Source organism: Brevirhabdus sp., from assembly GCF_052826345.1.
Map to the genome: position 1 here is coordinate 38,739 of NZ_JBRBUA010000013.1, position 25,682 is coordinate 64,420.

General features: G+C 67.2%; 25 protein-coding genes. 13 read left to right on the plus strand and 12 right to left on the minus strand.

Annotated elements, in window-relative coordinates; translation table 11 throughout:
• The first annotated feature begins 295 nt into the window (after nucleotides 1–295).
• The 5 genes from ACU0BR_RS01650 to ACU0BR_RS01670 are packed head-to-tail and all read left to right on the plus strand — an operon-like array spanning nucleotide 296 to nucleotide 5,839.
• The gene (locus tag ACU0BR_RS01650) at nucleotides 296–505 is read left to right on the plus strand and encodes a hypothetical protein (RefSeq protein WP_446155098.1); all 210 of its coding nucleotides are present in this window, start codon (nucleotides 296–298) and stop codon (nucleotides 503–505) included.
• 33 nt (nucleotides 506–538) lie between these two features.
• Nucleotides 539–3,745 carry a formate dehydrogenase subunit alpha gene (locus ACU0BR_RS01655; RefSeq protein ID WP_446155099.1) on the plus strand — a complete coding sequence of 1,069 codons (3,207 nt, stop codon included), beginning with the start codon at nucleotides 539–541 and terminating at the stop codon, nucleotides 3,743–3,745.
• Nucleotides 3,746–3,757: 12 nt separating this feature from the next.
• Entirely contained in the window at nucleotides 3,758–4,354 is a 597-nt protein-coding gene (gene fdh3B / locus ACU0BR_RS01660; protein ID WP_446155100.1) for a formate dehydrogenase FDH3 subunit beta, read from the plus strand.
• Nucleotides 4,351–5,661 (plus strand): formate dehydrogenase subunit gamma, encoded by a 1,311-nt coding sequence (locus ACU0BR_RS01665; RefSeq protein WP_446155101.1) that lies wholly within the window; start codon nucleotides 4,351–4,353, stop codon nucleotides 5,659–5,661. The genes fdh3B and ACU0BR_RS01665 overlap by 4 nt, the downstream gene beginning before the upstream one ends.
• Nucleotide 5,662: 1 nt before the next feature.
• On the plus strand, nucleotides 5,663–5,839 hold the full coding sequence (locus tag ACU0BR_RS01670; protein ID WP_446155102.1) for a hypothetical protein: 177 nt from the start codon (nucleotides 5,663–5,665) through the stop codon (nucleotides 5,837–5,839).
• 143 nt (nucleotides 5,840–5,982) lie between these two features.
• On the opposite strand, the gene ACU0BR_RS01675 is transcribed toward ACU0BR_RS01670, so the two are convergent.
• Entirely contained in the window at nucleotides 5,983–6,702 is a 720-nt protein-coding gene (locus tag ACU0BR_RS01675; protein WP_446155103.1) for an endonuclease/exonuclease/phosphatase family protein, read from the minus strand.
• Between the two features lie 52 nt (nucleotides 6,703–6,754).
• Here ACU0BR_RS01675 and ACU0BR_RS01680 point away from each other — a divergent pair, with 52 nt between their 5' ends.
• The gene (locus ACU0BR_RS01680; protein ID WP_446155104.1) at nucleotides 6,755–7,450 is read left to right on the plus strand and encodes a hypothetical protein; all 696 of its coding nucleotides are present in this window, start codon (nucleotides 6,755–6,757) and stop codon (nucleotides 7,448–7,450) included.
• Between the two features lie 72 nt (nucleotides 7,451–7,522).
• Here ACU0BR_RS01680 and ACU0BR_RS01685 read toward each other — a convergent pair whose 3' ends face one another.
• The 8 genes from ACU0BR_RS01685 to ACU0BR_RS01720 form a co-directional block, all read right to left on the minus strand.
• Nucleotides 7,523–9,220, minus strand: a complete 1,698-nt coding sequence (locus tag ACU0BR_RS01685) for a thiamine pyrophosphate-requiring protein (RefSeq protein WP_446155105.1) — start codon at nucleotides 9,218–9,220, stop codon at nucleotides 7,523–7,525.
• A 3-nt stretch (nucleotides 9,221–9,223) separates the two neighbouring features.
• Nucleotides 9,224–10,582, minus strand: a complete 1,359-nt coding sequence (locus ACU0BR_RS01690) for a TRAP transporter large permease (RefSeq protein ID WP_446155106.1) — start codon at nucleotides 10,580–10,582, stop codon at nucleotides 9,224–9,226.
• Nucleotides 10,579–11,094, minus strand: a complete 516-nt coding sequence (locus tag ACU0BR_RS01695; protein ID WP_446155107.1) for a TRAP transporter small permease — start codon at nucleotides 11,092–11,094, stop codon at nucleotides 10,579–10,581. Before ACU0BR_RS01695 ends, ACU0BR_RS01690 begins: the two co-directional genes overlap by 4 nt.
• 89 nt (nucleotides 11,095–11,183) lie before the next feature.
• Nucleotides 11,184–12,230, minus strand: coding sequence for a TRAP transporter substrate-binding protein (locus ACU0BR_RS01700; RefSeq protein WP_446155108.1), 1,047 nt, complete (start codon nucleotides 12,228–12,230; stop codon nucleotides 11,184–11,186).
• A 104-nt stretch (nucleotides 12,231–12,334) separates the two neighbouring features.
• The gene (locus ACU0BR_RS01705) at nucleotides 12,335–13,039 is read right to left on the minus strand and encodes a DUF2161 domain-containing phosphodiesterase (RefSeq protein WP_446155109.1); all 705 of its coding nucleotides are present in this window, start codon (nucleotides 13,037–13,039) and stop codon (nucleotides 12,335–12,337) included.
• Between the two features lie 150 nt (nucleotides 13,040–13,189).
• Nucleotides 13,190–13,609 carry a GlcG/HbpS family heme-binding protein gene (locus ACU0BR_RS01710; protein WP_446155110.1) on the minus strand — a complete coding sequence of 140 codons (420 nt, stop codon included), beginning with the start codon at nucleotides 13,607–13,609 and terminating at the stop codon, nucleotides 13,190–13,192.
• 39 nt (nucleotides 13,610–13,648) lie between these two features.
• Complete coding sequence (locus tag ACU0BR_RS01715; RefSeq protein WP_446155111.1) at nucleotides 13,649–14,908, minus strand: aminotransferase class V-fold PLP-dependent enzyme; 1,260 nt, start codon at nucleotides 14,906–14,908, stop codon at nucleotides 13,649–13,651.
• A 259-nt stretch (nucleotides 14,909–15,167) separates the two neighbouring features.
• Nucleotides 15,168–16,340, minus strand: coding sequence for a type III PLP-dependent enzyme (locus ACU0BR_RS01720; RefSeq protein WP_446155112.1), 1,173 nt, complete (start codon nucleotides 16,338–16,340; stop codon nucleotides 15,168–15,170).
• A 382-nt stretch (nucleotides 16,341–16,722) separates the two neighbouring features.
• Here ACU0BR_RS01720 and ACU0BR_RS01725 point away from each other — a divergent pair, with 382 nt between their 5' ends.
• Genes ACU0BR_RS01725 through ACU0BR_RS01735 form a run of 3 tightly spaced genes read left to right on the plus strand, consistent with a single transcriptional unit; the run spans nucleotide 16,723 to nucleotide 19,721 of the window.
• Nucleotides 16,723–17,478: an SDR family NAD(P)-dependent oxidoreductase gene (locus tag ACU0BR_RS01725; protein ID WP_446155113.1), complete on the plus strand. Its 756-nt coding sequence runs from the start codon at nucleotides 16,723–16,725 to the stop codon at nucleotides 17,476–17,478.
• A 9-nt stretch (nucleotides 17,479–17,487) separates the two neighbouring features.
• Nucleotides 17,488–18,693, plus strand: a complete 1,206-nt coding sequence (locus tag ACU0BR_RS01730; RefSeq protein WP_446155114.1) for an acyl-CoA dehydrogenase family protein — start codon at nucleotides 17,488–17,490, stop codon at nucleotides 18,691–18,693.
• Complete coding sequence (locus ACU0BR_RS01735) at nucleotides 18,690–19,721, plus strand: phosphotransferase family protein (RefSeq protein WP_446155115.1); 1,032 nt, start codon at nucleotides 18,690–18,692, stop codon at nucleotides 19,719–19,721. Before ACU0BR_RS01730 ends, ACU0BR_RS01735 begins: the two co-directional genes overlap by 4 nt.
• A gap of 72 nt (nucleotides 19,722–19,793) precedes the next feature.
• Here ACU0BR_RS01735 and ACU0BR_RS01740 read toward each other — a convergent pair whose 3' ends face one another.
• On the minus strand, nucleotides 19,794–21,071 hold the full coding sequence (locus tag ACU0BR_RS01740; RefSeq protein WP_446155116.1) for an Nramp family divalent metal transporter: 1,278 nt from the start codon (nucleotides 21,069–21,071) through the stop codon (nucleotides 19,794–19,796).
• Nucleotides 21,072–21,323: 252 nt separating this feature from the next.
• On the opposite strand from ACU0BR_RS01740, the gene mntR reads away from it, so the two are divergent.
• Nucleotides 21,324–21,794: a manganese-binding transcriptional regulator MntR gene (gene mntR, locus ACU0BR_RS01745; protein ID WP_446155117.1), complete on the plus strand. Its 471-nt coding sequence runs from the start codon at nucleotides 21,324–21,326 to the stop codon at nucleotides 21,792–21,794.
• Here the strand turns inward: mntR and ACU0BR_RS01750 are convergent.
• On the minus strand, nucleotides 21,791–22,036 hold the full coding sequence (locus tag ACU0BR_RS01750) for a DUF2061 domain-containing protein (protein WP_446155118.1): 246 nt from the start codon (nucleotides 22,034–22,036) through the stop codon (nucleotides 21,791–21,793). The two genes, mntR and ACU0BR_RS01750, sit on opposite strands and share 4 nt — an antisense overlap.
• A gap of 110 nt (nucleotides 22,037–22,146) precedes the next feature.
• On the opposite strand from ACU0BR_RS01750, the gene ACU0BR_RS01755 reads away from it, so the two are divergent.
• Nucleotides 22,147–23,010, plus strand: coding sequence for a helix-turn-helix domain-containing protein (locus ACU0BR_RS01755; protein WP_446155119.1), 864 nt, complete (start codon nucleotides 22,147–22,149; stop codon nucleotides 23,008–23,010).
• Here ACU0BR_RS01755 and ACU0BR_RS01760 read toward each other — a convergent pair.
• The gene (locus ACU0BR_RS01760; protein ID WP_446155120.1) at nucleotides 23,003–23,770 is read right to left on the minus strand and encodes a GntR family transcriptional regulator; all 768 of its coding nucleotides are present in this window, start codon (nucleotides 23,768–23,770) and stop codon (nucleotides 23,003–23,005) included. The genes ACU0BR_RS01755 and ACU0BR_RS01760 overlap by 8 nt on opposite strands.
• Nucleotides 23,771–23,953: 183 nt before the next feature.
• Here ACU0BR_RS01760 and ACU0BR_RS01765 point away from each other — a divergent pair, with 183 nt between their 5' ends.
• Nucleotides 23,954–24,955, plus strand: a complete 1,002-nt coding sequence (locus ACU0BR_RS01765; RefSeq protein WP_446155121.1) for a TRAP transporter substrate-binding protein — start codon at nucleotides 23,954–23,956, stop codon at nucleotides 24,953–24,955.
• A 241-nt stretch (nucleotides 24,956–25,196) separates the two neighbouring features.
• Complete coding sequence (locus ACU0BR_RS01770) at nucleotides 25,197–25,682, plus strand: TRAP transporter small permease (protein ID WP_446155122.1); 486 nt, start codon at nucleotides 25,197–25,199, stop codon at nucleotides 25,680–25,682.

Genomic DNA, 25,682 nt, shown 5'->3' on the forward strand with positions numbered 1-25,682 from the left:
GGAGGCGCCCGGACCAGCCGACCAGCCCCGCGCGGCCGCGGCCCGTCTCCGGTCGTCGCCGTTCGTCGGGGGCCGTGGCGGCCCTCGCGGGCGGACTCGGGGCGCCCTCACCGCGCGCGGCGGATGCGCGGACAGACTTCGCAGCCGCCCTAGAATTTTTTTTTACGTTTTTTCGGAACCTTACCCCGCAGGAAAGAGTTTCGCCTTTGCTGGCGAGCTTGTACCACAGATGCGCGCCCGGGCTCAGATACAGGCCCCCGAGGGGGTGACCAGTAATTGAAAAAGGGGGATCTCAATGGAAAATATGAACGACAAACGCCGGAGGGGCGGGGTCACGCGCCGCGGGCTGCTGCGCGGGGGCACCACGCTGGCCGCCGCCGCCGCGGTCGCCCCCGCCGCCGAGGCCGCGCCGGTTTCCGCCGACCCGCCGGACAATGGTCGTTTCGACCCCGCTTACCGCGAAACCGATCTTATCCGAACTTATTACGATCTGGCTCGGCGGTGATCCGTTGCGCGCCGATCTAGCGAGACCTGTTCCATGTTGAAAAAGCGCACCACCTCAACCGTCGCAACCCCGAAAGCCAGACCGGCGTTCCCGCGTGACACTGCGCCCGCCGATGCGCCGTCGCGGCGCGCGTTTCTGAAAACCAGCGGCCTTGCGGGGCTGACGCTGGGCACCGCCGGGGTCTGGCGCGCCAACCGGGTGCAGAGCGCCCCCGCCGTCGTGGCCGAAAGCGAGGTCGGCGTCGTGCGGCGCAAGACCATCTGTCAGTTCTGCTCGGTCGGCTGCTCGATCTGGGCAGAGGTCCAGAACGGCGTCTGGATCGGCCAGGAACCCGCCTTCGAGAGTCCGATCAATCAGGGCACGCATTGCGCCAAGGGCGCCGCGATGCGCGAGATCTCCATCGGGCATCGGCGGTTGAAATACCCGATGAAGAAAGTGGCGGGGGAATGGACCCGGATCAGCTGGGACCAGGCGCTGAAGGAAATCGGCGAGAAACTCACGACCATCCGCGAAAAATACGGTCCCGACAGCGCCTATTGGCTCGGCTCGGCCAAATATTCCAACGAGATGGCCTATCTCTTCCGCAAGTTCGCGGGTTACTGGGGCACCAACAACATCGACCACCAGGCGCGGATCTGCCACTCGACCACCGTGGCGGGCGTGGCCAATACCTATGGCTACGGCGCGATGACGAACACGTTCAACGACATCCGCAACGCCAAGTCGATCATCATCATCGGCGGCAACCCGGCCGAGGCGCACCCCGTCTCGATGCTGCATGTGCTCAACGGCAAGGAGAACGGCGCGAAGATGATCGTGGTCGATCCGCGCTTCACCCGCACCGCCGCCCATGCCGATGAATACGTGCGCATCCGGCCCGGCGCCGACGTGGGCTTCATGATGGGGCTGATCCGCGAGATCTTCGCCAACGGGTGGGAAGACAAGGAATATCTTCGCCAGCGCGTCTGGAACATCGAGGAGGTCCGCAAGGAAGCCGAGAAGTGGACGCCGGAGGAGGTCGAGCGCGTCGCGGGCATCGCCCCCGAGCAGACCCGCCGCGTGGCCCGGATGCTGGCCGAAAACCGCCCCGGCACGCTGGTCTGGTGCATGGGGCTGACCCAATCCCATATCGGCAACAACAAGACCCGCACCGCCTCCATCCTGCAACTGGTGCTGGGCAACATCGGCAAATCCGGCGGCGGCGCCAACATCTTCCGCGGCCACGACAACGTGCAGGGCGCGACTGATCTGGGCGTCTCCTGCGATACGCTGCCGGCCTATTACGGCCTGGCCGAAGGGGCGTGGCGCCACTGGGCGCGCGTCTGGGACACGCCCTACGACTGGCTACAGGGGCGCTTCGGGTCCAAGGACCTGATGGAAAAGGCCGGGATGCCGGTCAGCCGCTACCTGGACGCGATTATCGAGGCGCCCGACAAGATCGACCAGCCGAACCCGGTCAAGGCGATGACCTTCTGGGGGCACGCGGCGAATTCCATCACCCGCGGCGTCGACCAGCTCAAGGCGCTGGAGGAGGTGGAGCTGCTGTGCGTGATCGACCCGCATCCCACGCAGGTCGCGATCATGACCCAGAAGCAGGATGACGTCTATCTGCTGCCCGCCGCCACCACGGCCGAAATCCACGGCTCGGTCACCAATTCCTCGCGGTCGGTGCAATGGCGCGACAAGGTGTTCGAGCCGCTGTTCGAGTCGCGCTCGGACTACCGCATCCTTTACACGCTGGCGCGCGAGCTCGGCTTCGCCGACGAGATGTTCAAGCATATCAAGGTCGAGAACGAGGAGCCGGTGGCCGAAGACATCCTGCGCGAGATTAACCGCGGCACCTGGACGATCGGCTATACCGGCCAGTCGCCCGAGCGGCTCAAGCTGCATATGCAGCATCAGGACAAGTTCGACAGCGTCTCGCTGGAGGGCAAGGAAGAGCCGGTGAAGGGCGAATATTATTGCCTGCCCTGGCCCGCCTGGGGCACGCCGGAAATGGGTCACCCCGGTACGCCGCTGCTCTACGACACGTCGAAATCCGTGGCGAAAGGCGGGCTGACCTTCCGCGCACGCTGGGGTGTCGAGCGAAACGGCGAGAACCTGCTCGCGGAGGACAGCTTTTCCCAGGGCAGCGAGATCCGCGACGGCTATCCCGAGGGCACGCTGGGCATGTTGCAGGCGCTCGGCTGGGCGGGTGAGCTGACGGATCGCGAAAAGCTGATGATCGTGGCCGTCGCCCTCGACGAATACCGCCATGAGATGCCGAACATGTCCGACGCCGACGTGCGGAAGGCGATGGCGGAATTCGAGCGCATGGCCATCCAGATGGCGCGCGACACCAAGGGCAAGGAGACCCATCCCGACACCAACGGGAGCTGGCAGTCGGGCAACAATGCCTCCAATTCCGGCACCGCCGATCAGCCCGATCAGGTCGATCTGTCGATGTTCCCCGACTATCCCGAGGAAGCGCTGATCGCGATCAAGGCCTATCTGGCGGCCAATCCGCAGGACAAGAAGGACAAGAAGAAGAAAGACGCCAAGAAAAGCGACCGCGAGGCGCTGCGCGACAAGATCATGAAGGTGAACTGGAAGACCGACCTGTCGGGCGGGGTCCAGCGGGTGATGATCGCGCATGGGCTGTCGCCCTTCGGCAACGGCAAGGCGCGCGCACTGGTGTGGAATTTCCCCGATCCCGTGCCGGTCCACCGCGAGCCGCTGTTCACGCCGCGCCGCGATCTTCTGCCCAAGTACAAGACTTACGAAGACACGCGGATGTGGCGTTTGCCGCTGCTCTACGAGTCGGTGCAGAAAAACGACTATGCCGCCGAATACCCGATGGCGCTGACCTCGGGGCGCCTGGTGGAATTCGAGGGCGGCGGCGACGAGACGCGCTCGAACAAATGGCTGGCCGAATTCCAGCAACAGATGTTCGCGGAGATCAACCCCGCCGATGCCGATGCGGTGGGCGTGTCGAACGGCGCCTTCTGCTGGGTCGCAACGCCCGAGGGGCGCGTGCGCGTCAAGGCGCTGGTGACGCCGCGCGTCGGGCCGGGGACGGTGTTCATGCCGTTCCACTTCGCGGGGATGTGGATGGGCGAGGACATCTCGAATCGCTACCCCGAGGGCGCAAAGCCCTATGTCATCGGCGAGGCATCGAACACCGTGCAGACCTACGGGTATGACTCGGTGACGCAGATGCAGGAAACCAAGGCCACTTTGTGCCGTATCGAAGCCGCATAAGGAGCAAGCATCTTGTCCAGATTGAAATTTCTCTGTGACACCGAACGCTGCATCGAATGCAACGCCTGTGCCACCGCATGCAAGAACGAGAACGAGGTGCCCTGGGGCATGGTCCGCCGCCGCGTCGTCACCATCAACGACGGCGAGCCGGACGAGAAATCCATCGCGATTTCCTGCATGCATTGCACCGACGCGCCCTGTGTGGCGGTCTGCCCGGTCTCGACGCTCTATCAGACCGATCTGGGGATCGTGCTGCACAACAAGGACACCTGCATCGGCTGCGGCTATTGCTTTTACGCCTGTCCCTTCGGCGCGCCGCAATATCCCAACGCCACGCTGTTCGGGTCGCGCGGGGTGATGGACAAATGCACCTATTGCGCCGGCGGCCCCGAGGAGAACGGCTCGGAGATCGAATTCCAGAAATACGGGCGCAACCGCATCGCGGAGGGCAAGCTGCCGCTGTGCGCCGAGGTCTGTTCGACCCGCGCGCTGCTGGCCGGTGACGGCGAGACCATCGGCGAGATCTACCGCGAGAGGGTCATTCACCGCGGCTACGGCTCCGGCGCCTGGGGCTGGAAAACCGCCTATTATCCGGATGAAAAGTCATGAGCCGCACAGCTACCCCCCCCGAAGGTCAGGTCGTGGTACATGGCCGTGATTTCACCGCATACCGCGTCTGGGGCGCGATCGCGGCGCTGCTGCTGGCGATCGCGCTGGTCGTGGAAATCGTCTTCCTGTTCGGCGGCCGTCATCAGACCACGCCCGAGGTCCGCTGGGGTGTCAGCGTCATCGAGGGTCAGCAGACCGGCGATCTGGAGCGCCAGAACCGCACGCTGGCCGCGGAGGTTCTGAAACAGCGGACCCAGCTTCAGGAGGATCGCGCCCGGTCGGGGCCCGCCCCCGCCAGCGACGCGCCGCGCTACGCGCTCAGCCAGGGAGAGCTGTTGACCGAAAGCCCGATGAACGACGGCGCGGGGCTGACCCGCAGCTGGGCCACCGCAGACAGCGCCACCTCCGATATGCTGCGCCAGGGCCAGAAGGTCGTCGGAACCTCGTCGCTGCCCTATGCCAACGCCCCCCTGTTCGAGCGGCCGAACGCCCGCGACTGGCGCATTGGGCTGGCCGATGTGGCGACCCATATAGGTGCCATAGCACTGCTGGGCTTTTCGTTCCTGCTGGCGCTGCTGCTGGCGGTCCGGGGCCGCGTGCCCATCGCCAAGGGGCGCAGCGGACGCACGGTCAAGCGGTTCAACTTTCTCGAACGCGCGAACCATTGGATGACCGCGCTCAGCTTCATCATGCTGGCGCTGACGGGGCTGACCATCGCCTTCGGCGACACGCTGATCCGGCCCTTCGGCAAGGATGTCCTGGGCTGGTCGGGTTGGCTGGCGACTTGGGGGCACGCGATTTTCGTGCCGTCCTTCACGCTGGGGGTGGTCGCGATGGCGCTGATGTGGACCTGGCGCAATCTTCCGTCCCGGCTTGACTGGGAATGGCTCAAGCGTGGCGGCGGGTTCTTTTCCGACAGCGGCGACAACCCGCCCGCGCGCAAGTTCAACGCGGGCCAGAAGCTGATATTCTGGTCGGCTTTCCTGGGCGGCGGTCTGATGATCGTCTCGGGGCTGCTGCTGATGTTCCCCTATTACTGGCTGGATCTCGAAGCGATGAGCTGGGCGATGCTGACCCACGCGATCATCGGCGCCTTGCTGATCACCGTTTTCGTGGGTCACATCTATATCGGCACCGTCGGCATGCAGGGCGCGTTCTGGGCCATGTGGGGCGGCGACGTCGATCTCAACTGGGCCGAGGAACACCACGAGCTGTGGGTCCGCGAACTGGGCGAGCATGATCCGAAACACACTCCGGCACGGCGCACGGGCATCCAGCCTGTCGTCGGCCGCAAGAGCGAGGCCTGAGATGACTGCCTTCCTGACAGGCGCGGGTGTGGCGATTTTGTTATCGCTCGCGACCTTCTACACCTACGACATCGCCGCCGTGACCGAGGTTGAAAAGACCAACGACCGCGCGACGGAGCTGATCGACCCGCGCCGCCCGGCCGCCGAGGAGGGCGACGCGAAAGCGTTCAAGCAGTAGAGGACCACGACGGGCGATATGTGGCGATGGCGCCCGTATCCGGTCCGCCCGTATCCGGCGGCAATATCCCGTGACCGCCGGATGATCCGCACCGCCGCGAGGGAGGAGGCGCCGGATCCCGGGACCGGGGCCGGGCGCTGTGCTCAGCCCGCGTGGCCCGGCACGAAATGACCCCAAACCGGCAGATGGTCCGAGGCCCGCCGCGCCTCGCCTTCGCGGATCACGCCGAACGCCTTCAGGTGGAGATCCTTCGAGCAGGCCATCCGGTCGTAATGCAGGAAGGGGCGGCGCGAGGGGTAGCTGAACCCCATGCTGTGCACCCTGAAATCGGGCGCCAGCGGCTCGGTGCCGCGGGTGGCGGCCCATTCGTTGAAATCGCCCGCGATGATGGTCGGGCGCGTCGGCATCCGGGCAAGCTGTTCGCGGATCGCGTGCAGCTGCTTGCGGCGCGAGCTGCGCAGCAGGCCCAGATGCACGCCCACCACGCGCGCGCGCCGCCCGCCGAGCGTCAGATCGGCGGCGATGGCGCCCCGCGGCTCCAACCCCGGCAGATCCATCAGATGCACCTCTTCGATCACCGTCGAAGGGCGCACGAGTATCGCATTGCCGTGCCAGCCCATCGACACCTCGTTATGGGGCACCGGGACCGAGACGAATTCGCAGTGCGGTCCGAAACGGTGCCGGGCCAGCGAGGCGGGCCGCGCGCCCAGACGGAAATCGGCCTCTTGCAGCAGGATGACATCGGCGTCGAGCCGGTCGATCACCGCGACCGTGCGATCCGCGGACCGGCGCAGATCGGTCCCCAGGCCGGCACGGATGTTATAGCTTGCGACGCGAAGCTCGGGAGGGCTGTTGCTGCTCATCGGCTTTATATAGTGTGCCCCGGAAACAAGTGGAGCCGGAATGCTAAAGCCGATGAGAGAACAGGGTTTCGTCGTCAAGGGGATCTGGCTGATCCTGTGCCTCGCCTTCGTGGGCGGCATCGCGATCGGGCGGCTGTCGCTGTCCTTCGTCGCGGGGATCACCTTTCTGTTGACGCTGGTGCCGGTCTATTTCGCGCAGCGGATGGAGGTGAAGCTGCCGCTCAGCTTTATCGCGGCGATCGTGGTGTTCATCTTCGCCACGATCTTTCTGGGCGAGGCGATCGATTTCTACGAAAAATACTGGTGGTGGGATATCGTGCTGCATGGCGGATCGGCGCTGGGGTTCGGGCTGATCGGGTTCCTGTTCGTCTTTACCCTGTTCGAGGGCGACCGCTACGCCGCGCCGCCTGTCGTCGTGGCATTCATGGCGCTGAATTTCGCGGTGACCATCGGTGTGCTGTGGGAAATCTTCGAATTCGCGATGGACCAATGGTTCGGCCTGAACATGCAGAAATCGGGGCTCGTGGACACGATGGGCGATCTGATCGTCGATGTCGCGGGCGCGAGCCTCGGTGCGGGGGCGGGGTATCTTTACCTGTCGGGGCGCGATGTGGGCGGGGTGCATTACTTTGTCGACGGCTTCATCAAGCTGAACCGGCGGATGTTCCGCAAGCACCGTCTGGGCCGCGGCGGGCGCGGCGGGGACGGGGCGGCGCGGAGCGGCGGGCAAAGCCGGGGCGGCCGCTGATCGCCTGTCGGGGCGGCGCACCCGCGCCCGCCGCGGCGCCATGGATATTTTTGACCAGAAGAAGCGGCCGACTCAGCGGTCCGCCAGGATCTTGATGTCCAGCAGCGCGGAGCGGCGTTCGGAGCGCACCACCGTCAGCGCCGCCTCGAGCGCGGGGGCAAGCGCCTGCGGGTCGCTCACGCGGCGGGTCCAGGCGCGGCTGGCCTGCGCGGTCAGGGTGAAATCGGGTGTGGGTTCGAGGGCGGTCAGGGGCATCCGGTTGGCGCGCACGGCCTGGCCTTCGGGATAGAGCCCTGCGACGGAGGCGCGGACCGCGCCCCATTCCTCGTTGTTGAGGATCACGACAAGCACTGGCAGCGCCAGCGCCTCGGCGATCTGGTGGCAGACGGTGGGGTTCGAGAACATGTAGGAGCCGTCGCCCATCGTCGCCACGCAGATCCGTTCGGGCGCGGCGAGCTGCGCGCCGAGTGCCGCGGGAAAGCACCAGCCGAGCCCGCCGGAGTGCGGTTCCTGAAACCATGACAGATGATCGCGCCGCGGCAGATGCGACAGCGGCACGCCCAGTTCGGAGAAGACGGAGGACGGCAGCGAACCGAGCGCCTCGCCCAGCCGCTGCGCGACGAGCGCCTTGGTGATGCCGGTCCCGCTTTCGGTCGATGCCGTGGCGCGGGCAGTGCGGCGCGCACTGTCGGCGGCAAGCGCGGCGCACCGGGCGGCGATGGCGGGATTGTCGCGGGGCTGTGCGCGCATCGCGTCGATCAACGGCGGCAGGATCAGCGCAAGCTCTCCGGTGAGGGAAAGATCCGCGCGGAAAGTGCGGACCGGAAAGCGGGAAAAGAGCGGATCTGGCCCCGCCTGGATCACACGTGCGCCCCGGGCCAGGGTGTGGCGGTCGGGCCACCACGGAGCGAGGCTGTCGAGCACCAGCACCACATCCGCGCGCGCCAGCGCCGCGCCGGGGTCGGGGCCGATGTGGCAGGGGTGGTCGGTCGCGATGGGCAGCCGGTTGGCCCACCAGGAGCAGACGGCGACGCCCCAGTCGCGGGCCCAGTCGGCAAAGGCCGCGAAACTCCGCGCGTCGCCCGTGCCGCGTTGCGCGATCACCAGCGGCGCGCGCGCCTGCGCCAGCCATTGCGCGGCTTGGCGGATGGCGGCCGGATCGGGCGCGGCGGCGGCGGGGGTCATGGTCGGCGGGTCCGCCAGCGCGGCGGCCTCCACCGGCTCGCACAGCACCTCGCGGGGGAGCGACAGGTAGACCGGGCCGCGGGGCGTGGAATGCGCGATGGCGCGGGCGCGGTCCAGCAGTTCCGTGATCTGTTCGGGGAACCGCAGCTCGTAATCCCATTTGCACGCCTCGCGCACCAGCGCCGTCTGGTCGCGCATTTCCTGGCCCCAGCCGATGGGCACGGTGCGCGCGCCGAAGCGGTCTTTTTCCGTCGCCGGGGTGCGGCCCGACATCAGGATCATCGGGATGTTGTCGCAGGCCGCGTTGATCGCGCCGGTCGCCCCGTTCGACAGCCCCACGTTGGTGTGCAGCATCACCGCCTGCGCCCGGCCCGTCATCAGCGTATAGCCGTGCGCCATGCCGAGCGCGGCATGTTCATGCGGGATCACCAGCGCGCGGGGCAGGTCCGCACCTTCGGCGGCGGCCTCGGCCAGCCCCTCGATGATCGGCGGGAAATCGGTGCCGGAATTGGCAAAGACGCAGTCGACGCCGAGCGCCTTGAGCCTGCGGAAGATCGCGCCGCCGGCGGTGACGGTTGCGGCCATGGCTCAGCCCCCCAGCATGCGCGGCAGCCAGAGCGTCAGCGCCGGAAAGGCCAGCAGCAGCGCCACGCGGATCAGCTCCGCCCCGAAGAAGGGGGCCACGCCCTTGAACGTCTCGGTCATCGGCGTGTCGCGGGCCAGCGCCGAGATCACGAAGACGTTCATGCCCACGGGCGGCGTTATCAGCCCGAGCTCCACCACGATGAGCGCGAGGATGCCGAACCATATTTTCAGATCCTCCGTGCTCATCCCGAAGCCGGAGCCCTCGGCCATCTGATAGAGGCCGCCGTTGATTTCCAGCAGCATGGGCCAGAAGAAGGGGATCACCAGAAGGATCATCGACAGGCTGTCCATCAAACAGCCCAGCAGGATCAGCGCCACCAGCAGCAGCACCATCACCGCCATCGGCGAAAGGCCGGACTGGGCGATCCAGGCGGCGGCCTGTTGGGGCAGGCCGAGGCGCGACATGAAGATCTTCATCAGCTCCGCGCCCAGCAGGATCAGATAGATCATCCCCGAGGTGCCCGCCGTCGCCAGCAGCGCGCGCGACAGTTGCGCCAGGCGGATGCGGCCCTTGGCCAGCCCATAGATCCACACCAGCACGACGCCCACCGCGGCGGCGGGCGTGGGGTTGAAGAACCCCGCGTAGATGCCGCCCAGCACGATGCCGAAGATCGCGAAGACCGGCAGCATCCCCAGCGTCGCCGCGATGAATTCCGCCCGGTCGGCGGCGCCGCCGCGCGGGCCCGCGTCGGGGCGGATCATCACATAGGCGGCGATGGTCAGCATGAACAGCAGAACCGCCAACAGGCCCGGGATCATCGCCGCCATGAACATGGTGACGATATTGGCCTCGACGATGATGGCATAGACGATCAGCACCACCGAGGGCGGGATCAGGATGCCCAGCACGCCGCCCGCCGCCAGCGCGCCCGTCGCCAGCGCGCCCGAGTAGTTGTAGCGCTTCAGTTCCGGCAGGGCGACCTTGCCCATCGTCGAGGCGGTCGCGAGCGAGCTGCCGCAGACCGCGCCGAAGCCCGCGCAACCGGCGATGGCGGCCATCGCGGTGCCGCCGCGCATCCAGCCCAGCCAGGCGTTCGCGCCGCGAAAGAGCGCGCCCGACAACCCCGTGACGGTGGCGAGCTCGCCCATCAGGATGAACATCGGCACCACCGACAGGTCGTAGATGGAGAACTGCCCGTAGGCCAGCGTCTTGAGCTGGCTCAGCATCAGCCCGGGGCCGTTGACCCAGACGATGCCGCCGCCGCCCACCAGGATCATCGCATAGGCGACCGGGATGCGGATCGCGATCAGCACGACAAGAAGCGCCAGGCTGCCGAGGCCGAGGATGATCGGGTCGCTCATCCGCGCGGCGTTCGCGCCGCGGTGGCCGCAGCGCCGAGCGATTGCACGAACGTCAGCGCCGCGGCCGCGACCAGCAGCGCCAGCGAGACCAGGATAGGCAAGAAGGCCAGCCAGATCGGAAATTGCACGATCGCGGTGGTGTAGTCATATGCCCTCTGGTCCAGCATCCCCGCATACATCCGCCACAGCAGGAGCGCGGCGAAACCCATCGCGATCAGCGAGGCCAGCCCGCGCAGCAGCGCGCGCGCGCGCGGTGATGCGCGGGCGGTGAAGATATCGGCGGTCACATTCGCATCCGTCAGCTGGCAGTAGGGCAGAAAGGCGAAGACGGCGACCGCCACGCCCACCTGCGTCATCTCGAAATCGCCAGGAAAGGGTTTCCAGACGATCATCCCCAGCACCGAAGCCACGTTCATGGCCACCACCAGCAGCAGCACGACCCCGCCCAGCAGCGCCCAGAGGGTGATGAGCCGCCCGAGCAGGCCGGGCGCGCCGCCGCGGCCATCCTGCACCGGACCCCCGTGCACCGACGCTCCACCGGCCGGGACCCGTCCCGGCGGGGCCGATGGTGCGCGGGGCGCGGCCGGGGGCCGTTGCGACATCAGTTGGACGCGCCGCTTGCGTTTTCCGCGATCAGGCGGCGCGCCTCCTCCACCAGCGCGGCACCGTCGATGCCCTTGGCGGCGACCTCATCGATCCAACGCTGCACGACCGGCTCCATCGCCTGGCGGAAGGCCTCGGTCTGCGCGTCGGTCAGGGTGACATGGGTGTTGCCCGCGTCGGTGGCCACCTTGATGCCGAAGTCGTCGGAGGCGCGCCAGATATCGCCCACCTTGCCCCACCAATCGCGCCCCGACGCGTCGCGGAACGCCTTCTTGATGTCGTCGGGCAGCCCGTCCCAGCGCGCCTGGTTCATTGAGACCTGGAAGGTGGTGTTGCCGAAACGGGTCCTGTCGGCCCCCTCGATCTGAAACCTGGTCTGGTCCTGGATTTTCAGCGCGGGGATGATCTCCCACGGGATGAAGGCGCCGTCGACGACACCCTTGGACAGGGCCTGCGGCAGCTCGGGGACCGGCATGGCGACGGGATTGGCGCCAAGGGCCTCGATCACCCAGGCCCCGGTGCGGGTCGGGATGCGGATGTTCTTGCCCGCCAGGTCGGCGGGGGCGCGCACGTCGCTGTCGGCCATCTGGATGGCCTGACCGGCGTGCACGTGCAAAAACATCACCTCGAGCCCCTTGTAATCCTGTTTCAGCTGATCCTGAAACATGTCGTAGAGCGCCAGGTTGGCCGCCCTGGGGTCGTTTTCATAGACGTTGGGCAGCTCCATCACTTCGGTCCGGGGAAAAAGGCCGGGGGTATAGCCGTTCACCGTCCAGATCAGATCGACCACGCCGTCGCGGGCCTGGCTGACCAGTTCCGGCGGGCGGCCGCCCAGCGTCATCGACGGAAAGATCTCGATCTTGACGCGGCCGCCGGAGTTCTCTTCGACCGCCTTTGCCCAGGGTTCCAGCATCTGGGTCTGCGCGGGCGCCTTGGCCCCCAGAAAATGGTGCAGCTTGAAGGTGAATTCCTGCGCGAAGGCTGTGCCCTGAACGAGGATCAGCGCCGCAGCCGTCAGTGCGGTCTTCATCAGTTTGGTGGTCATCTCGCATCCTCCCGGTTTTTTGTGCCTTGCGCCGGATAGTGCAGCGATTGCCGTGGCGCGGCAACGTCGCGATTTGCAACCGGGCGAGATTTATGCGCGGCCGGTCAATCGCCCGCCGCAGGCTGTGGCAGCGCAGGCCCATAGGCATCGAGCGCCGCGACACCCTGCGGGCTGAGTGCATAGATCCCCCGTTCCACCCGGATGAACCAGCCGTAGTGGTTGTCGGCCATCAGGCGGCGGGCATGGGCGATCTGCGTCTCGCGGGCGACTTCGGCGCCCTTGCTGGGGCCGCTGCGGTTGAGGTGGTGCAGGCAGCGCAGCGCGTCCTGCCGATAGGCGGTGATCAGGCCCCGCCGGGTCGCGCCGCCGCTGTTCGGATCGCCCACGCGCCGGGCGAATTCCTTCAGCAGCGCGGCCCTGCGGCGGGGCGCGGGGCGCGGCCGATAGGGGGCGGGGTCGCAATGCACCTGCACCAGCGCGTCCCGCAGGCGCACCGTGATCAGCCCCACGCCCAGTCTGCGGCAAAGCGCGGTCATGTTCTTGAGCGCCCGCATGAAGGGCTTTCCGCGCCCGTGGGGGGCGGCGATATAGACCGTGTCGCTGATCGCCTGCCGTTGCACCGCCTGATGGATCAGCGACAGCGAAAAGCCGGTCTTCAGCTCGACGATCAGCGGGTCCTCGTCCTGCACGCCGGGGTGCAGCGCCACCACATCGGCGGCGCCGATTTCCGATTTCACCTCATAGCCCTGGGATTCCAGAAAGGCCTTGATCGGCGGGTATAGGTCGGTTTCGCGGCAGGGCCCTGTCATGCGCGCCATGATAGCGTCGATGCACGCGCAAGAGAATCCCCCGATTGATCCTGCGCGCGCGTCGGACGATCGGACGATCAGGCGCGCGGGCACCCGGGCATTCGGGCGCGCGGGCATTCGGGCGCGCGGCGCGCGGGCGCCGCCGCTGTGCTACCCGGCGGCGAGGGCGTCGATCCCGGCCTGTGCGACTTCCCGGTCCTGCTCGGGCGTGCCGGAGCTCACGCCGATGGCGCCCGCGACCTCGCCGCCCGCGATCACCGGCAGCCCGCCGCCCACCACCATCAGCCGCCCCCCGATCGCCGAGGCGATGCCGTAGGCGGGCGCGCCCGGCTGGCTGGCCGTGCCGTATTCATGGGTGGGCTTGCGCGCCGCGGCGGCGGTGAAGGCCTTGTCGATGGCCAGGGTGATCGAGGTGATCTTGCCGCCGTCCATCCGCTCGAACGCGATCAGGTTGCCGCCCTCGTCGGTCACGGCGATGCACATGGGCACGCCGATCTCGTCTGCTCTGGCGCGGGCACCCGCGATCAGCTTGCGCGCCTCCTCGATGTCCAGCCGCTTGATGGTCAGCATTCGTCTCTCTCCTTTGTCGGGTGTAGGGGCGCGTGCGGTTCAGCCTGCGGTGCCCGAGATCTCGCGCATCGCGGCGAGGAAATCGGCGACCTCGCCCAGAGTGTTGTAGTGACACATCGACACCCGCACGCAGCTGCTCAGCCCCAGCGGGTTGAGGATGTTGCCCGAATAATGATCCGCCTTGCGCGAATGGGTGCGGATGCCGCGCGCGTTCAGCGCCTCCACGACCTCGGGCGCCTCCTTGCCGCGGACGGTCAGCGACACCAGCCCCTCGCGCGCGGGGTTGTCGATGCCGCCCAGGACCTCGACCCCGTCCAGTTCCGCCAGGCCGGTCTGGTTGCCGGTGCCGTGCAGCATCGCCCGGGTCAGCGCGTGTTCGTGTTCGTGGATGGCGCGGGCCGCGGCCTCGATCCGGGCGCGGGGATCGGTGGCGTCGGAAACCGCGCCGCCCAGCCAGTCGAGATAGCCCACCACATCCGACATCGTGGCGTAGGAGCCGGTGTCGCGGGTGCCCAGTTCCCAGTTCATCTCGGGTCCGCCGCGCAGCGCGTTGTGGGGCAGGGCCGCCAGCCGGTCCGACAGCCAGGCGACGCCGTAGCCGTGGCGCGAGAAGACCTTGTAGGGCGAGATCACGTAGCCGTCGACGCCATAGGCATCCACGTCGATATGGCCGTGGGCCGCGTGCTGGATGCCGTCGACGATCACGATGCACTCGGGCGCACGTTTGCGGATTGTGGCGGTGATCGCGCCCACGTCGACCCCCATGCCGGTGACCGGAGAGGTGTGCAGGATGGTGGCCACGGCCGTGTCGGGATGGATCGCGGGGGCGTAGGCCTCGGCGCCGACGGTGCCGGTGGCATCGTCATGCGGCACCTGCACGTAGTCCATGCCCGCGACCTCGGACCAGCGCGCCGCGGCGGAGGCGGAGGCGGGGTGTTCCAGCGTGGAGCCCAGCACCAGCCCCTTGCCGCGCCCGAGGATGGCGGTGCCGATCAGGCGGAACAGCAGCTCGGTGCCGCTTTCGCCGGTGATGACCTGCCCGCCGGTCGCGTTGAAAAACAGGCGCACGTCGTCGCGGGCACGTTCGATCACCTCGACCAGCGCGCGGGAGGCCGCGTTGGCGCGGCCCTGATTGTCGGGGATCGCGGCGAATTCGGCCGAGGTCTCCACCACCGATTTCAGCGTCAGCGCGCCGCCGGCGTTCTCGAAGAAGATGCGCTCTCCCTGCCAGGGATCGCTGTCGACATGCGCGAAGCGGTCGCGGATCTGGGAGAGCAGGTCGTCGGAAAACCCCGGCATTGTCTGGTCCTTGAATTGAAGCGGTCGCGGATTTGTGGCGTAGAAGGTTGTGCCGTGCAAGAGCGTGCGGCACGGGCTCTGTCAGTCGGCGGCGGAACGGGCGCTGTGAGCCGTCGGCGGGAACGGACGGCGGGGGCGGGATGCCTCCGGCGGGGATGTATGGACGACAATGAAGGGGGCGGCGCGCGAAAGCACAGACCCCCGCCCGCCGATGGGGCGCGCGGGGGTCAGGCAGGGCGTCGTGGCGGGCGGTGTCCGGTCAGATCACGACCACGTCGAGCGGCGGGAAGCCGTTGAAGCCCACCGAGGAGTAGCTTGAGGTATAGGCGCCGCAGCAGCGGATGATGAAGCGATCGCCCGAACGCAGGCCCAGCGGCAGCTGGACGGGACGTTTTTCGTACAGCACGTCGGCGCTGTCGCAGGAGGGCCCCGCGAGGATGCAGGGACCTGTCGCCTCGTCGTCGCGGTCGGTGGTGAACTGGTAACGGATCGCCTCGTCCATGGTTTCGGCCAGGCCGGAGAATTTGCCGATGTCGAGATAGACCCATCGGTGCATGTCCTGCTCGGATTTTTTCGACACCAGCAGCACCTCGGCGGCGATCATGCCGACATTGGCGACGAGGCCGCGACCGGGTTCCGCCATCACGCGGGCGACATGGCCGAAGCGGGCCTCGACCAGTTGCATCACGCGCGCGGCGTAGGTGGTGGGATGCTCGATCTCCTCGCCGTAGAAGGCGGGGAAACCGCCGCCGATGTTGAGCAGCGACAGGTCGAACCCCGCCGCCTGCGCCTGGGCCCAGATCGCGGCGATCTGGTCGAGCGTGGTGGTCCACATCTCGGCCTTGCGGGTCTGCGATCCGACGTGGAAGGAAAAGCCGACGGGACGCAGGCCGAGATCGCGCGCCAGTGCCAGCAGGTCCAGCGCCTTGTCGCGGGCGCAGCCGAACTTGCGGCTGAGCGGCCAGTCGGCCTCCGACGCGTCGACGATCAGGCGGATGTAGACCTGCGCGCCGGGGGCGTGGAGGGCGATCTTCTCGAGCTCCTGCTCGGCGTCGGCCGCGAAAAGCTCGATGCCCGCGTGATGGGCGAAGGCGATGTCGGAGCCGCGTTTGACGGTGTTGCCGAAGGAGATCGTGTCGGGCGCGGCGCCCAGGCTGAGGCAGAGCTCGATCTCGCCGCGCGATGCGGCGTCGAAATGCGAGCCGAGGTTGACCAGTTCTTCCACGATCTCGCGGGCGGGGTTCGCCTTGACGGCATAGTGAATGTCGGCGTGGCCCAGGCCCGCCTTCAGCGCGCGGAAGTTCGCGGCCACGACTTCGGTGTCCAGCACCAGCGTCGGGCGATCGAAATCATGCGCGCGGATATAGGTTTCAATGCGGTTGGCCTGTGCATCGGCGACACGTCCGACGAAATCGGTTACGTAGGCGTTCATGGTCATCTCCAATAGACCCGGCCAAAGATATGACCGCTCACTTCCAAGGGAGACGTTACCGTCGCTACGTAAACACGGGTGGGTCGAGCCCACCGGCCAGAGGCGCGTGCGTTGGCGTCTTGAGTTTGGCAAATGAGGCGAGTCGCGCCTAAAAGCAAGGGGTTTTTCAATTAAATTTCGCGCGGGAAGCGCGGGGTGGCGGAATTGCCGACGGCGGCGCGGGGTGCGCCTGGAAATGCCAGGAAACACATGTGCTGTCAGAGGCATGGGTAGGGCCCGGCGCGCTGCGAAAATTTCCTGCGCCCGGGCCGGGTCGCGGGGGTTGCTGCCGGTGGCGATTTCCGAAACCATCGTCGGGACGAAAAAACGGGAGGCAGCGGCCATGTTCGACGATCTGAGCGGCAAGACCGCCCTGGTGACGGGGGCCTCGGGCGGGCTGGGGCTGCATTTCGCGCGGCTTCTGGCGGGCAGGGGGGTGCATGTCGTTCTGGCCGCGCGCAGGCAGGAGGCGCTGGATCAGGCATGTGCTCAGATCGCGGCGCAGCCGGGCGGGGGCAGCGCGCGGGGCCTGCGGCTGGATGTGACCGAGGCGGGCTCGGTGGCGGCGGTGTTCGACAGCGCGGGCGCGCCCGATATCGTGATCAACAACGCGGGCGTCAGCGACGCGCGGCGCAGCCTGGATCTGGCCCCCGCCGAATGGGACCGCGTTCTGGACACCAACCTCAAGGGCTGCTTTCTGGTGGCGCAGGCGGCCGCGCGCGCCGCGCGCGATGCGGGGCGGGGCTGCGCGATCGTCAACATCGCCTCGATCACGGGGCTGCGGGTCGCGGGCGGCATCGCGGCCTATGCCGCATCCAAGGCCGGGGTGATCCAGCTGTCGAAGGCGCTGGCGCTGGACTGGGCGCGCCACGGCGTCCGGGTCAACGCGCTTTGCCCCGGCTACATCGAAACCGACATCAACCGCGATTTCTTCGCCACCGAGGCGGGGCAGGCCATGATCAAGCGCATTCCGCAGCGGCGGCTGGGGCAGGCGGGCGATCTGGACGGGGCGCTGTTGCTGCTGTGCTCGGACGCGGGCAGCTATATCACCGGCGCGTCGCTGGCCGTCGACGGCGGCCATCTCGTATCATCGCTATAAGGACGCCAGATGGACTTTACCATTTCCCCGCAGCTGGAGCAGACCCGCAGGCGGATCGCCGATTTCGTTGCCGAACATATCCTGCCGGTGGAGGCGGATCGCGGCGCCTATGACGCGCATGGCAACATCCGCGCCGAACGGTTGGAGCCGCTGCGCGACAAGGCGCGCGCGGCGGGGCTGTGGTGTTTGCAGCTGCGCCCGGAAACCGGGGGCGGGGGGCTCGACAAGGTCGGCATGGCGGTCTGCTACGAGGAAATGAACCGCTCGATCTTCGGGCCGGTGGTGTTCAATTCCGCCGCCCCCGACGACGGCAACATGATGGTGCTGGAACAGGCGGGCACCCCCGCGCAGCGCGCCCGCTGGCTGGCGCCGATCGTCAAGGGGCGCGTGCGCTCCGCCTTCGCGATGACCGAGCCGCGGCCGGGGTCGGGGTCGGACCCGTCGATGATGCGCACCACCGCCGAGCGGCGCGGCGACAGCTATGTGGTGCACGGCCGCAAGTGGTTCATCACCGGCGCCGAGGAGGCGCAGCATTTCATCCTGATGGCGCGCACCTCGGACGATCCGCGCCGCGGGCTGACGGCCTTCCTGTTCGACCGCGACCAGCCCGGCTGGCGGATCGAGCGGCGCATCCCGATCATGGGCCCCGAGGAACACGGCGGCCACTGCGAACTGGTCTTCGACGGGCTGGAGATCGGGGCCGAGAACATCCTGCTGGAAGAGGGCCGAGGGCTGAAGCTGACGCAGATGCGGCTGGGGCCTGCGCGGCTGACCCATTGCATGCGCTGGCTGGGGCTGGCGCGGCGCTGCGTGGAAATCGCGCGCGACTATGCCGAGACGCGCCACGGGTTCGGCGTGCGGCTGGCCGATCGCGAAAGCATTCAGCTGATGCTGGGCGATCTGGGGATGCAGATCGAGATCGGGCGCCTTCTGGTGATGAAGGCCGCCTGGGAGCTGGACCAGGGCCGTTATGCGCGCAAGCAGGTGTCTATGGCCAAGGTGCATGTCGCCAATCTGTTGCATCAGGCCGCCGATACCGCGATCCAGATCAACGGCGCGCGCGGCTACTCGACCGACACGCCGCTGGAATGGATCTATCGCTATGCCCGGCAGGCGCGGCTGGTCGACGGCGCCGATGAGGTGCACAAGATGGTGCTGAACACCCACATGGCCGCCGAGGCGCGCGATTTCTGGCAGTGGGACGTGGCGCAATGACCGGCGCGCCCGCGGCGGCGACCGATTTCGACGCGGCGGTGCTGCGTGGCTTTCTCGCCGGACGCTTTGGGGCGGCGGAGGATTTCACGCTGGAGCGGGTCGGCGGCGGGCAGTCGAACCCGACCTATTTCCTGCGCTACGCCGGGCGCGACATGGTGCTGCGCAAGCAGCCGGACGGGCCGATCCTGCGTGGCGCCCATGCCGTGGACCGCGAATTCCGCGTGTTGAGCGCGCTGTCGGAGACGCCCGTGCCGGTGCCGCGCCCGGTGTTGTTCCACGACGACCCGGCGCTGCTGGGCACGCCGTTCTATCTGATGGAGCGAATTGCGGGGCGGGTGTTCGGCGATGCCGCCCTGCCCGGTGTGCCGCCCGCCGAACGCCGCGCGATGTATCTGAGCATGGCGCGTACGCTGGCCGCGCTGCACGCGCAGGAGCCGCAGCGCATCGGGCTGGGCGATTACGGCCGCCCCGGCAATTATTTCGAACGGCAGCTCGCCCGATGGAGGGGGCAGTACGACGCTTCGCCCGCGCCGCGCATCCCGGCGCTCGACCGGGTGATCGACTGGCTGGGCGCGGCGCTGCCGCCCGATGACGGCCAGGTCGCCATCGCGCATGGCGATTTCCGGGTCGGCAATATGATCTTTCACCCCAGCCGTCCCGAAGTCGTGGGCGTGCTGGACTGGGAGCTTTCGACGCTGGGCCATCCGCTGGCCGATCTGGGGTTCTGCTGCATGCCCTGGCACAGCGCGCCGCAGGAATACGGCGGGCTGCTGGGACTGGATCTGCCCGGACTCGGCCTTCCGTCCGAGGCCGATTTCATCGCGGAATATTACGCCGCCGCCGTACCGACCGGCGATCTGCTGCCGTTTCACAAGGTCTTTGCGCTGTTCCGCTTCTCGGTAATCTTCGTGGGCATCGCGGACCGTGCCGCGGCGGGCACGGCGTCGTCGCACGACGCGTCACGCGTGGGGCCGCTGGCCGAACGCTTTGCCGAGCGCGCCCTGGCGTTGACGGGGGGCGACGGCTGAGGATCGCGGCGGCCCTGGCAAGGCCCCGCGCTGCGCGGTCCCGCCGGAGGGGCCCGCCCGTGCCTTTCCGCGTCAGAACCCCAGCCCCGCGATCTGCGCCAGCAGCACCGCATTCAGCGTCAGCACGACAGCCGCCGCCAGCATCGCCAGCGCCCGCGTCACCGGCCCGATACGGAACCGCCCCATCACGTCGGCGCGGGCGGAAAAGATGATCAGCGCGATCATCGGCACCGGCAGCGCGATGCTGAGCACGACCTGAGACATCACCAGCGCCTCGGTCGCATTCACCCCCATCGCCACCACGGCGAAGGCGGGCACCATCGTGACCAGCCGACGCAGCCAGATCGGCAGGCGCATGTTGACGAAGCCCTGCATGATCAGCTGCCCCGCCATCGTGCCCACCACCGAGCTTGAAATGCCCGAGGCGATCAGCGACAGCAGAAAGACCGAGGCCGCCGCCGCGCCCAGCAGCGGTGTGAGCGTGTGATAGGCGGTCTCGATCTCGGCCACTTCGCTGTAGCCCGAATGAAACGCCGCCGCGGCCATCATCACCATCGCCATGTTGACCAGGCCGGCCGCCGCCAGCGCCAGGACGACCTCCCTGTTGGAGAAGCGCAAGATCTTCTGGCGGTCGGTATCGTCGCGCGCGACGGCGCGATGCTGGGTCAGGCCGGAATGCAGATAGATCGCATGGGGCATCACGGTGGCCCCGATGATGCCCACCGCGATGGTCAGCGCGGCGGTATCGGGCAGCGAGGGCATGACGATGCCGAGCGCGGCATCGGTCCAGCCGACGGGAGCGATGAAGATCTCGACCAGATAGCACAGGCCGATGACACCGACGAAAGCGCCGATGATCAGCTCCATCGGGCGGAACCCCTGACCGGCGAGGATCAGGATCGCATAGGTCACGATCGCGGTTATCACCATGCCCCAGATCAGCGGTATCCCGAACAAAAGCGCGAGCCCGATGGCGCCGCCGAGAAACTCCGCCAGATCGGTGGCCATCGCGGCGATTTCGCTGACCCCCCACATCGCCCAGGTGACGGGGCGGGGAAAATGGTCGCGGCAAAGCTCGGCCAGGTTCTGCCCGGTGACGATGCCCACCCTTGCCGACAAAGCCTGGAACAGCATGGCGATCAGGTTCGCCACCAGAACCACCCATAGCAGCGCGTAGCCGTAGCCCGCGCCGGCCTGGATGTTCGTCGCGTAATTGCCGGGGTCCATGTAGGCCACGGATGCGATGATGGCGGGGCCTGCGAAGAGCAGCGCCGCGCGGGGTCCGCGCCGTGTGCCCGCAAGCACCTCGGCCATCGCTTCCTGGGTCCGCCCGGTCGAGAAGCTCAGCATGATGTCTGCCTGTCTGAATGCCTTGGTGCTGAAATAATGCCTAGGCTACATTAATGTCAATTGGCATTAATATTGTGCCGCACCTGCACCGATCACTTTCCGATGAAACGTGAAAAGGCGCATCACGTTCCCGGCAGGGCGCATGTGAGAGGGAATTGTAGCCGTGGCTGCAATCTGATCGCGCGCTTGCATCCGGGGGCGCCGAGAGCTACAAAACACCCCACCGAGGGCCATAGCACGAAAGGCGCCCCCATGCCCGATGCGCCCGAAACCCCGCCGCGGAACGACCCCCGGCAGACGGCTCGACACACGGCCCAGCACACTGCGCGCTTTGACCAGGCGCGCGCGGCGCAGGCCGTCGCCATCCTCGAAGATTATGTCGAGATGATCGGCGATCTGATCGAGGAAATGGGCGAGGCGCGTATCACCGATATCGCCGCGCGCATGGGGGTGACCCATCCCACCGCCACCAAGGCCGTCGCGCGGCTGAAGCGAGAGGATCTGGCCGTGTCGCGGCCTTACCGCGGTGTGTTTCTGACCGAAGCGGGCGCGGCCCTGGCCGACCGGGTGCGCGCGCGCCACAGAACCGTGGTCGATTTCCTGATCGCCGTGGGTGTGCCCGAGGAAGCAGCCGAGCTGGATGCCGAAGGGATGGAGCATCACGTCTCCGAGGTGTCGCTGGCGGCGTTCGAGCGGTTTCTCGACCGGCAGCGGGGCGGTTAGGCGTCCCCGGCCTGTGATCTTTGCACATCGGCGGCGCTGCTCCGGTCGCGCCCCCACAAGATCCGCGACCAGCAGATTTCATGCAGAAAATAGCTGACAAAGCCCGTCGCCGCTCCCGCCAGCGCGATGCCCCCGCCGGTGGTGAATGAGCCGGTGAAGCCGTAGCCGATCACCGACATCACGATCAGCCCCACGCCCTGCCACGTCGCGGCCTTGACCATGATCCTGATCTTGCTGTCCATATCGAGCGCCTTTCACTTGGTTTTGCGCCCTTGGTATCGTGGCGCCCCGTCTGTGGACATTCTGTGTCTTTGCTGCACAATAACCCGTGAGAAGATAAAAAATCGGTTTGGTGACTATTATCGACAAGCGCGACAGATCCGCAGCATTCCGCCAGCGCCTGAGCTGGGCAATGGACCGCAAGGGCATGACCCGCAGCGCGCTGGCGCGGGCCACGGGCGTGGACCGCTCCACCATCGGGCAGGTGCTGCGCCCGGATCAGGCGCGGCTGCCCGGTGCGCAGCTTACGGCGGATGCGGCGGCAGTCCTCGGGGTCAGCACCGATTGGCTGCTGGGGCTGACCGACCGTCCCGAACGCCCCGGCGACATCGTGGCGGCCGCCGTCGCGGTCAGCCCGGCGGAACGCAGCTCCGCCGATGCGCAGCTTTTGGGCTGGCATCAGGAAGCGGCGGGATACCGCGTGCGCCACGTGCCCGCGACCCTGCCCGATATCCTCAAGACCGATGCCATGCTCGACTGGGAATATGCCGGGATCCGCGAACATGGCGCGCAGCATGCGATCGGCACGACGCAACAGCTGCGCGACTGGTTGATGTCGGGCATCTCGGATTACGAAATCGCGCTGCCGCTGCATGAGGTGAGATCCTGCGCCGAGGGCACCGGCTATTACGCGGGGCTGGACCGTGCCACCCGCCACGCGCAGCTGCGCGCCATCGCGGATCTGTGCGACCGGATGTACCCCAAGATGAAACTTTTCCTGTTCGACGCGCGCCAGGTCTACAGCGCGCCCGCCTCGGTGTTCGGACCGCGGCTGGCGGTGGTCTATATGGGGCGGTTTTACATGGCGTTCCGCGAAAGCGGCCGGGTGCGCTCGTTGAGCGATCATTTCGACTGGCTGGTGCGCGAGGCCCGCGTGGACGCGCGCGACGCGGCGGCCCACATCGGCGCGGTGATCGGGGAAAGCGCGGCTAGCTGAGGTTCAGCAGCATGTCGGTCTGCGGCACGAAGAATTCCTGATGATACACCGGCACGTCCTTCAGCGAATAGGCGGTGAAGACCAGATGCAGCACGGGCCGGTCGGCCTGGCAATCGCTGTGCTGAACCGCCAGCGCGGGCGGGGCGGTGATTCTGACGCTTTGCTTGAGTTTGCTGACCGGCAGGTCGTAGCGCTGTGCGATCAGCGTCTTGAAATTGGTGCCGTCCAGATCCGCGGTCGGCAGGTGGGTCAGTTCCGGGAACTTGTCCGACAGCGCGCGGAACACCGCGTAGAGGCGCAGCTTGTCGCTGACCGTGAACACCCTGTCGATACGCAGGAGCGCCTGACCGTCCTGTCCGATCTCATCTGACCAAGGGCCGCGTTCGCGGCAGAGCGTGCGAGAGACGACATTGGTATAGACCGGAAGAAAGCTGCCCGGGCTGTCGGGATCGGAAAAGCGGATGTGCCAGGGTTCGTCCAACCTGCGGCTGAGCCGTGCCACCACGGTGCCGCTGCCCTGTCTGCGGATCACCAGCCGGTCGGCAACCAGCGCGCGCAGCGCGCGCTGCACCGTGCCCAGTCCGCAGGGCGAGGCGCGCACCAGCTCCGCCTCGGTCGGCAGGCGCATCCCGGCCATCCAATAGCCGTCGTGAATCGATTCGGTGAACGCGCGGCGCAGACGCTCGTGCTTGGGTATGGCATCGGAGGGGTCCCAATAGCGGCTGATGAAATCTTCGCAAGTGGCTTGGGCGTGCTGCACGGATATCGGGCCTTTCGCAGAGTGGGTCGGGCGATGTGATAGCAGAATACCGAAATAAGTTGACGGCACAATATTGCTATGCACAAATACCTACGTAGCAATTTTTGCCGCTTTGGGAGAGGCGGGGAAAAAGTGGCGGCGCGCACCGCCGCGCATCGCATTTCGCAGGGAGGAGACCCGAACATGAAATTCACCAAGATACTGCACGCCGCCGCCAGCCTGTCGGCCGCGGCCCTGATCGGCGCGGGTGCCGCGCAGGCGGCCGAACGGTTGTCGCTGTCGACATGGGGCAGCCCGAAGCATTTCCAGGTCGAGAAATTCGTCCCCGTCTTCGAAAAGCTGCTGGAGGAAAAGAGCGGCGGCGAGTTCCGGATGAAGACCTTCATGGGCGGCGAGATGCTCAAGCAGCAGTTCGTGGCCTCGGGCATCCCGCAGGGCACCGTCGACATTTCGCTGACCACGCTCGACAACTGGTCGGGGCAGGTGCCCGAGGTGTCGATCCTGACCACGCCGCTGTGGACCCATTCGATGGAATGGACGCGTGACAACATGAAGCCCGGCAACCCGGTCTTCGACTATTTCGACGCCAAGTTCCGCGACGCGGGCGCGGTGATCATCGCGCTGTTCGACATCGGCCCGCCGGTGCTGTCGTCGAATTTCGAGGTGACCGGCCCCGAAAGCTTCGAGGGCAAGGCGATCCGGGTCTATTCCAAGGGATCGGGCATCGTGGTGCAGGCCCTGGGCGGCGCGCCCACCATCATGGGCGTGGGCGATGTGTATTCCGGGCTGCAACGCGGCACGGTCGACGGTGCGCTTGGCGGCCTGGGCGGCGCGGTCGGGCTGAAGCACTATGAGGTGACCGACCACATGTTCATGCCGAACGGCGTCCTGGGCACGCTGCTGCATGGCTATGTGATGAACAAGGACAAGTTCGACAGCCTCAGCCCCGAGCAGCAGGATCAGCTGATGTCGGCCGCCACCGAGGCGCGCGATCAGATGCAGCAGTTCGGCATCGACAGCACCGAAAAGCTGGTTCAGGTGGTGCGCGACAGCGGCAACACCGTCACCGCCGCCAAGCCCGGCACCCCGCTTTGGGATGCTTTCGCGACCAAGCTGGAGCCCCTGGCCGACGATGCCCGCGCGACCTATCCCGCCGAGCTGGTCGAGCTTATCGCGGCCAAGTGATGCCTTGCGCGCGCGCCGGGTGACCGGCCGCGCCGGGGCGCGGCGGCCCGTATCTCCCACACGGGCCGCCTGATTCCGCTGTGCCTTCCCGGCCGCAAAGCTGGCCTCGAAACCGGCCGCAAAACCAACTCCGAAACCGGCCCCGAAACCCGGGTGCCGCCCGCTCGACTCGACACCCCTTCGGCTGCCGACCTGCGGGTCGCGCAAACGCAAAACCCGATTATCACAAAAGGGCGACCCCATGCTTGAACCCGCGCGCATGTTTGGCAAGGCGCTGACTTACATCTCGATCGCGCTGATGCTGCTGCTGTCGATCCCCATCACCTATGAGGCCATCGCCCGCGCCTTCGGCGCGCCGACGATCTGGGTCTTCGAGACGACGCTCTATGCCTTCATCTTTCTGGGGTTCCTGGGCAATGCGCTGGCGGTGCGCACCGGCGCGCATTTCCGGGTGACGCTGCTGCGCGACATGTACCCCGCGCTGCGCCGCCCGCTGGATCTTTTCGCCCAGCTCTGCACGCTGGGGTTCGCCCTGCTGATCATCGCGGCGGGCAGCTATTTCGCCTGGAACTCCTTTTCCAAGGGCATCCTGGCCGCCACCATGCTCGAGGTGCCGCTGTTCATCCCGCAACTGGCGATACCGCTGGGCGGGCTGGGGCTGTTCATGCAGACGCTGGTAATGATGCTCACCGGCGAAGAGGTCTCCAACCCCCATGTCGGAGACTGA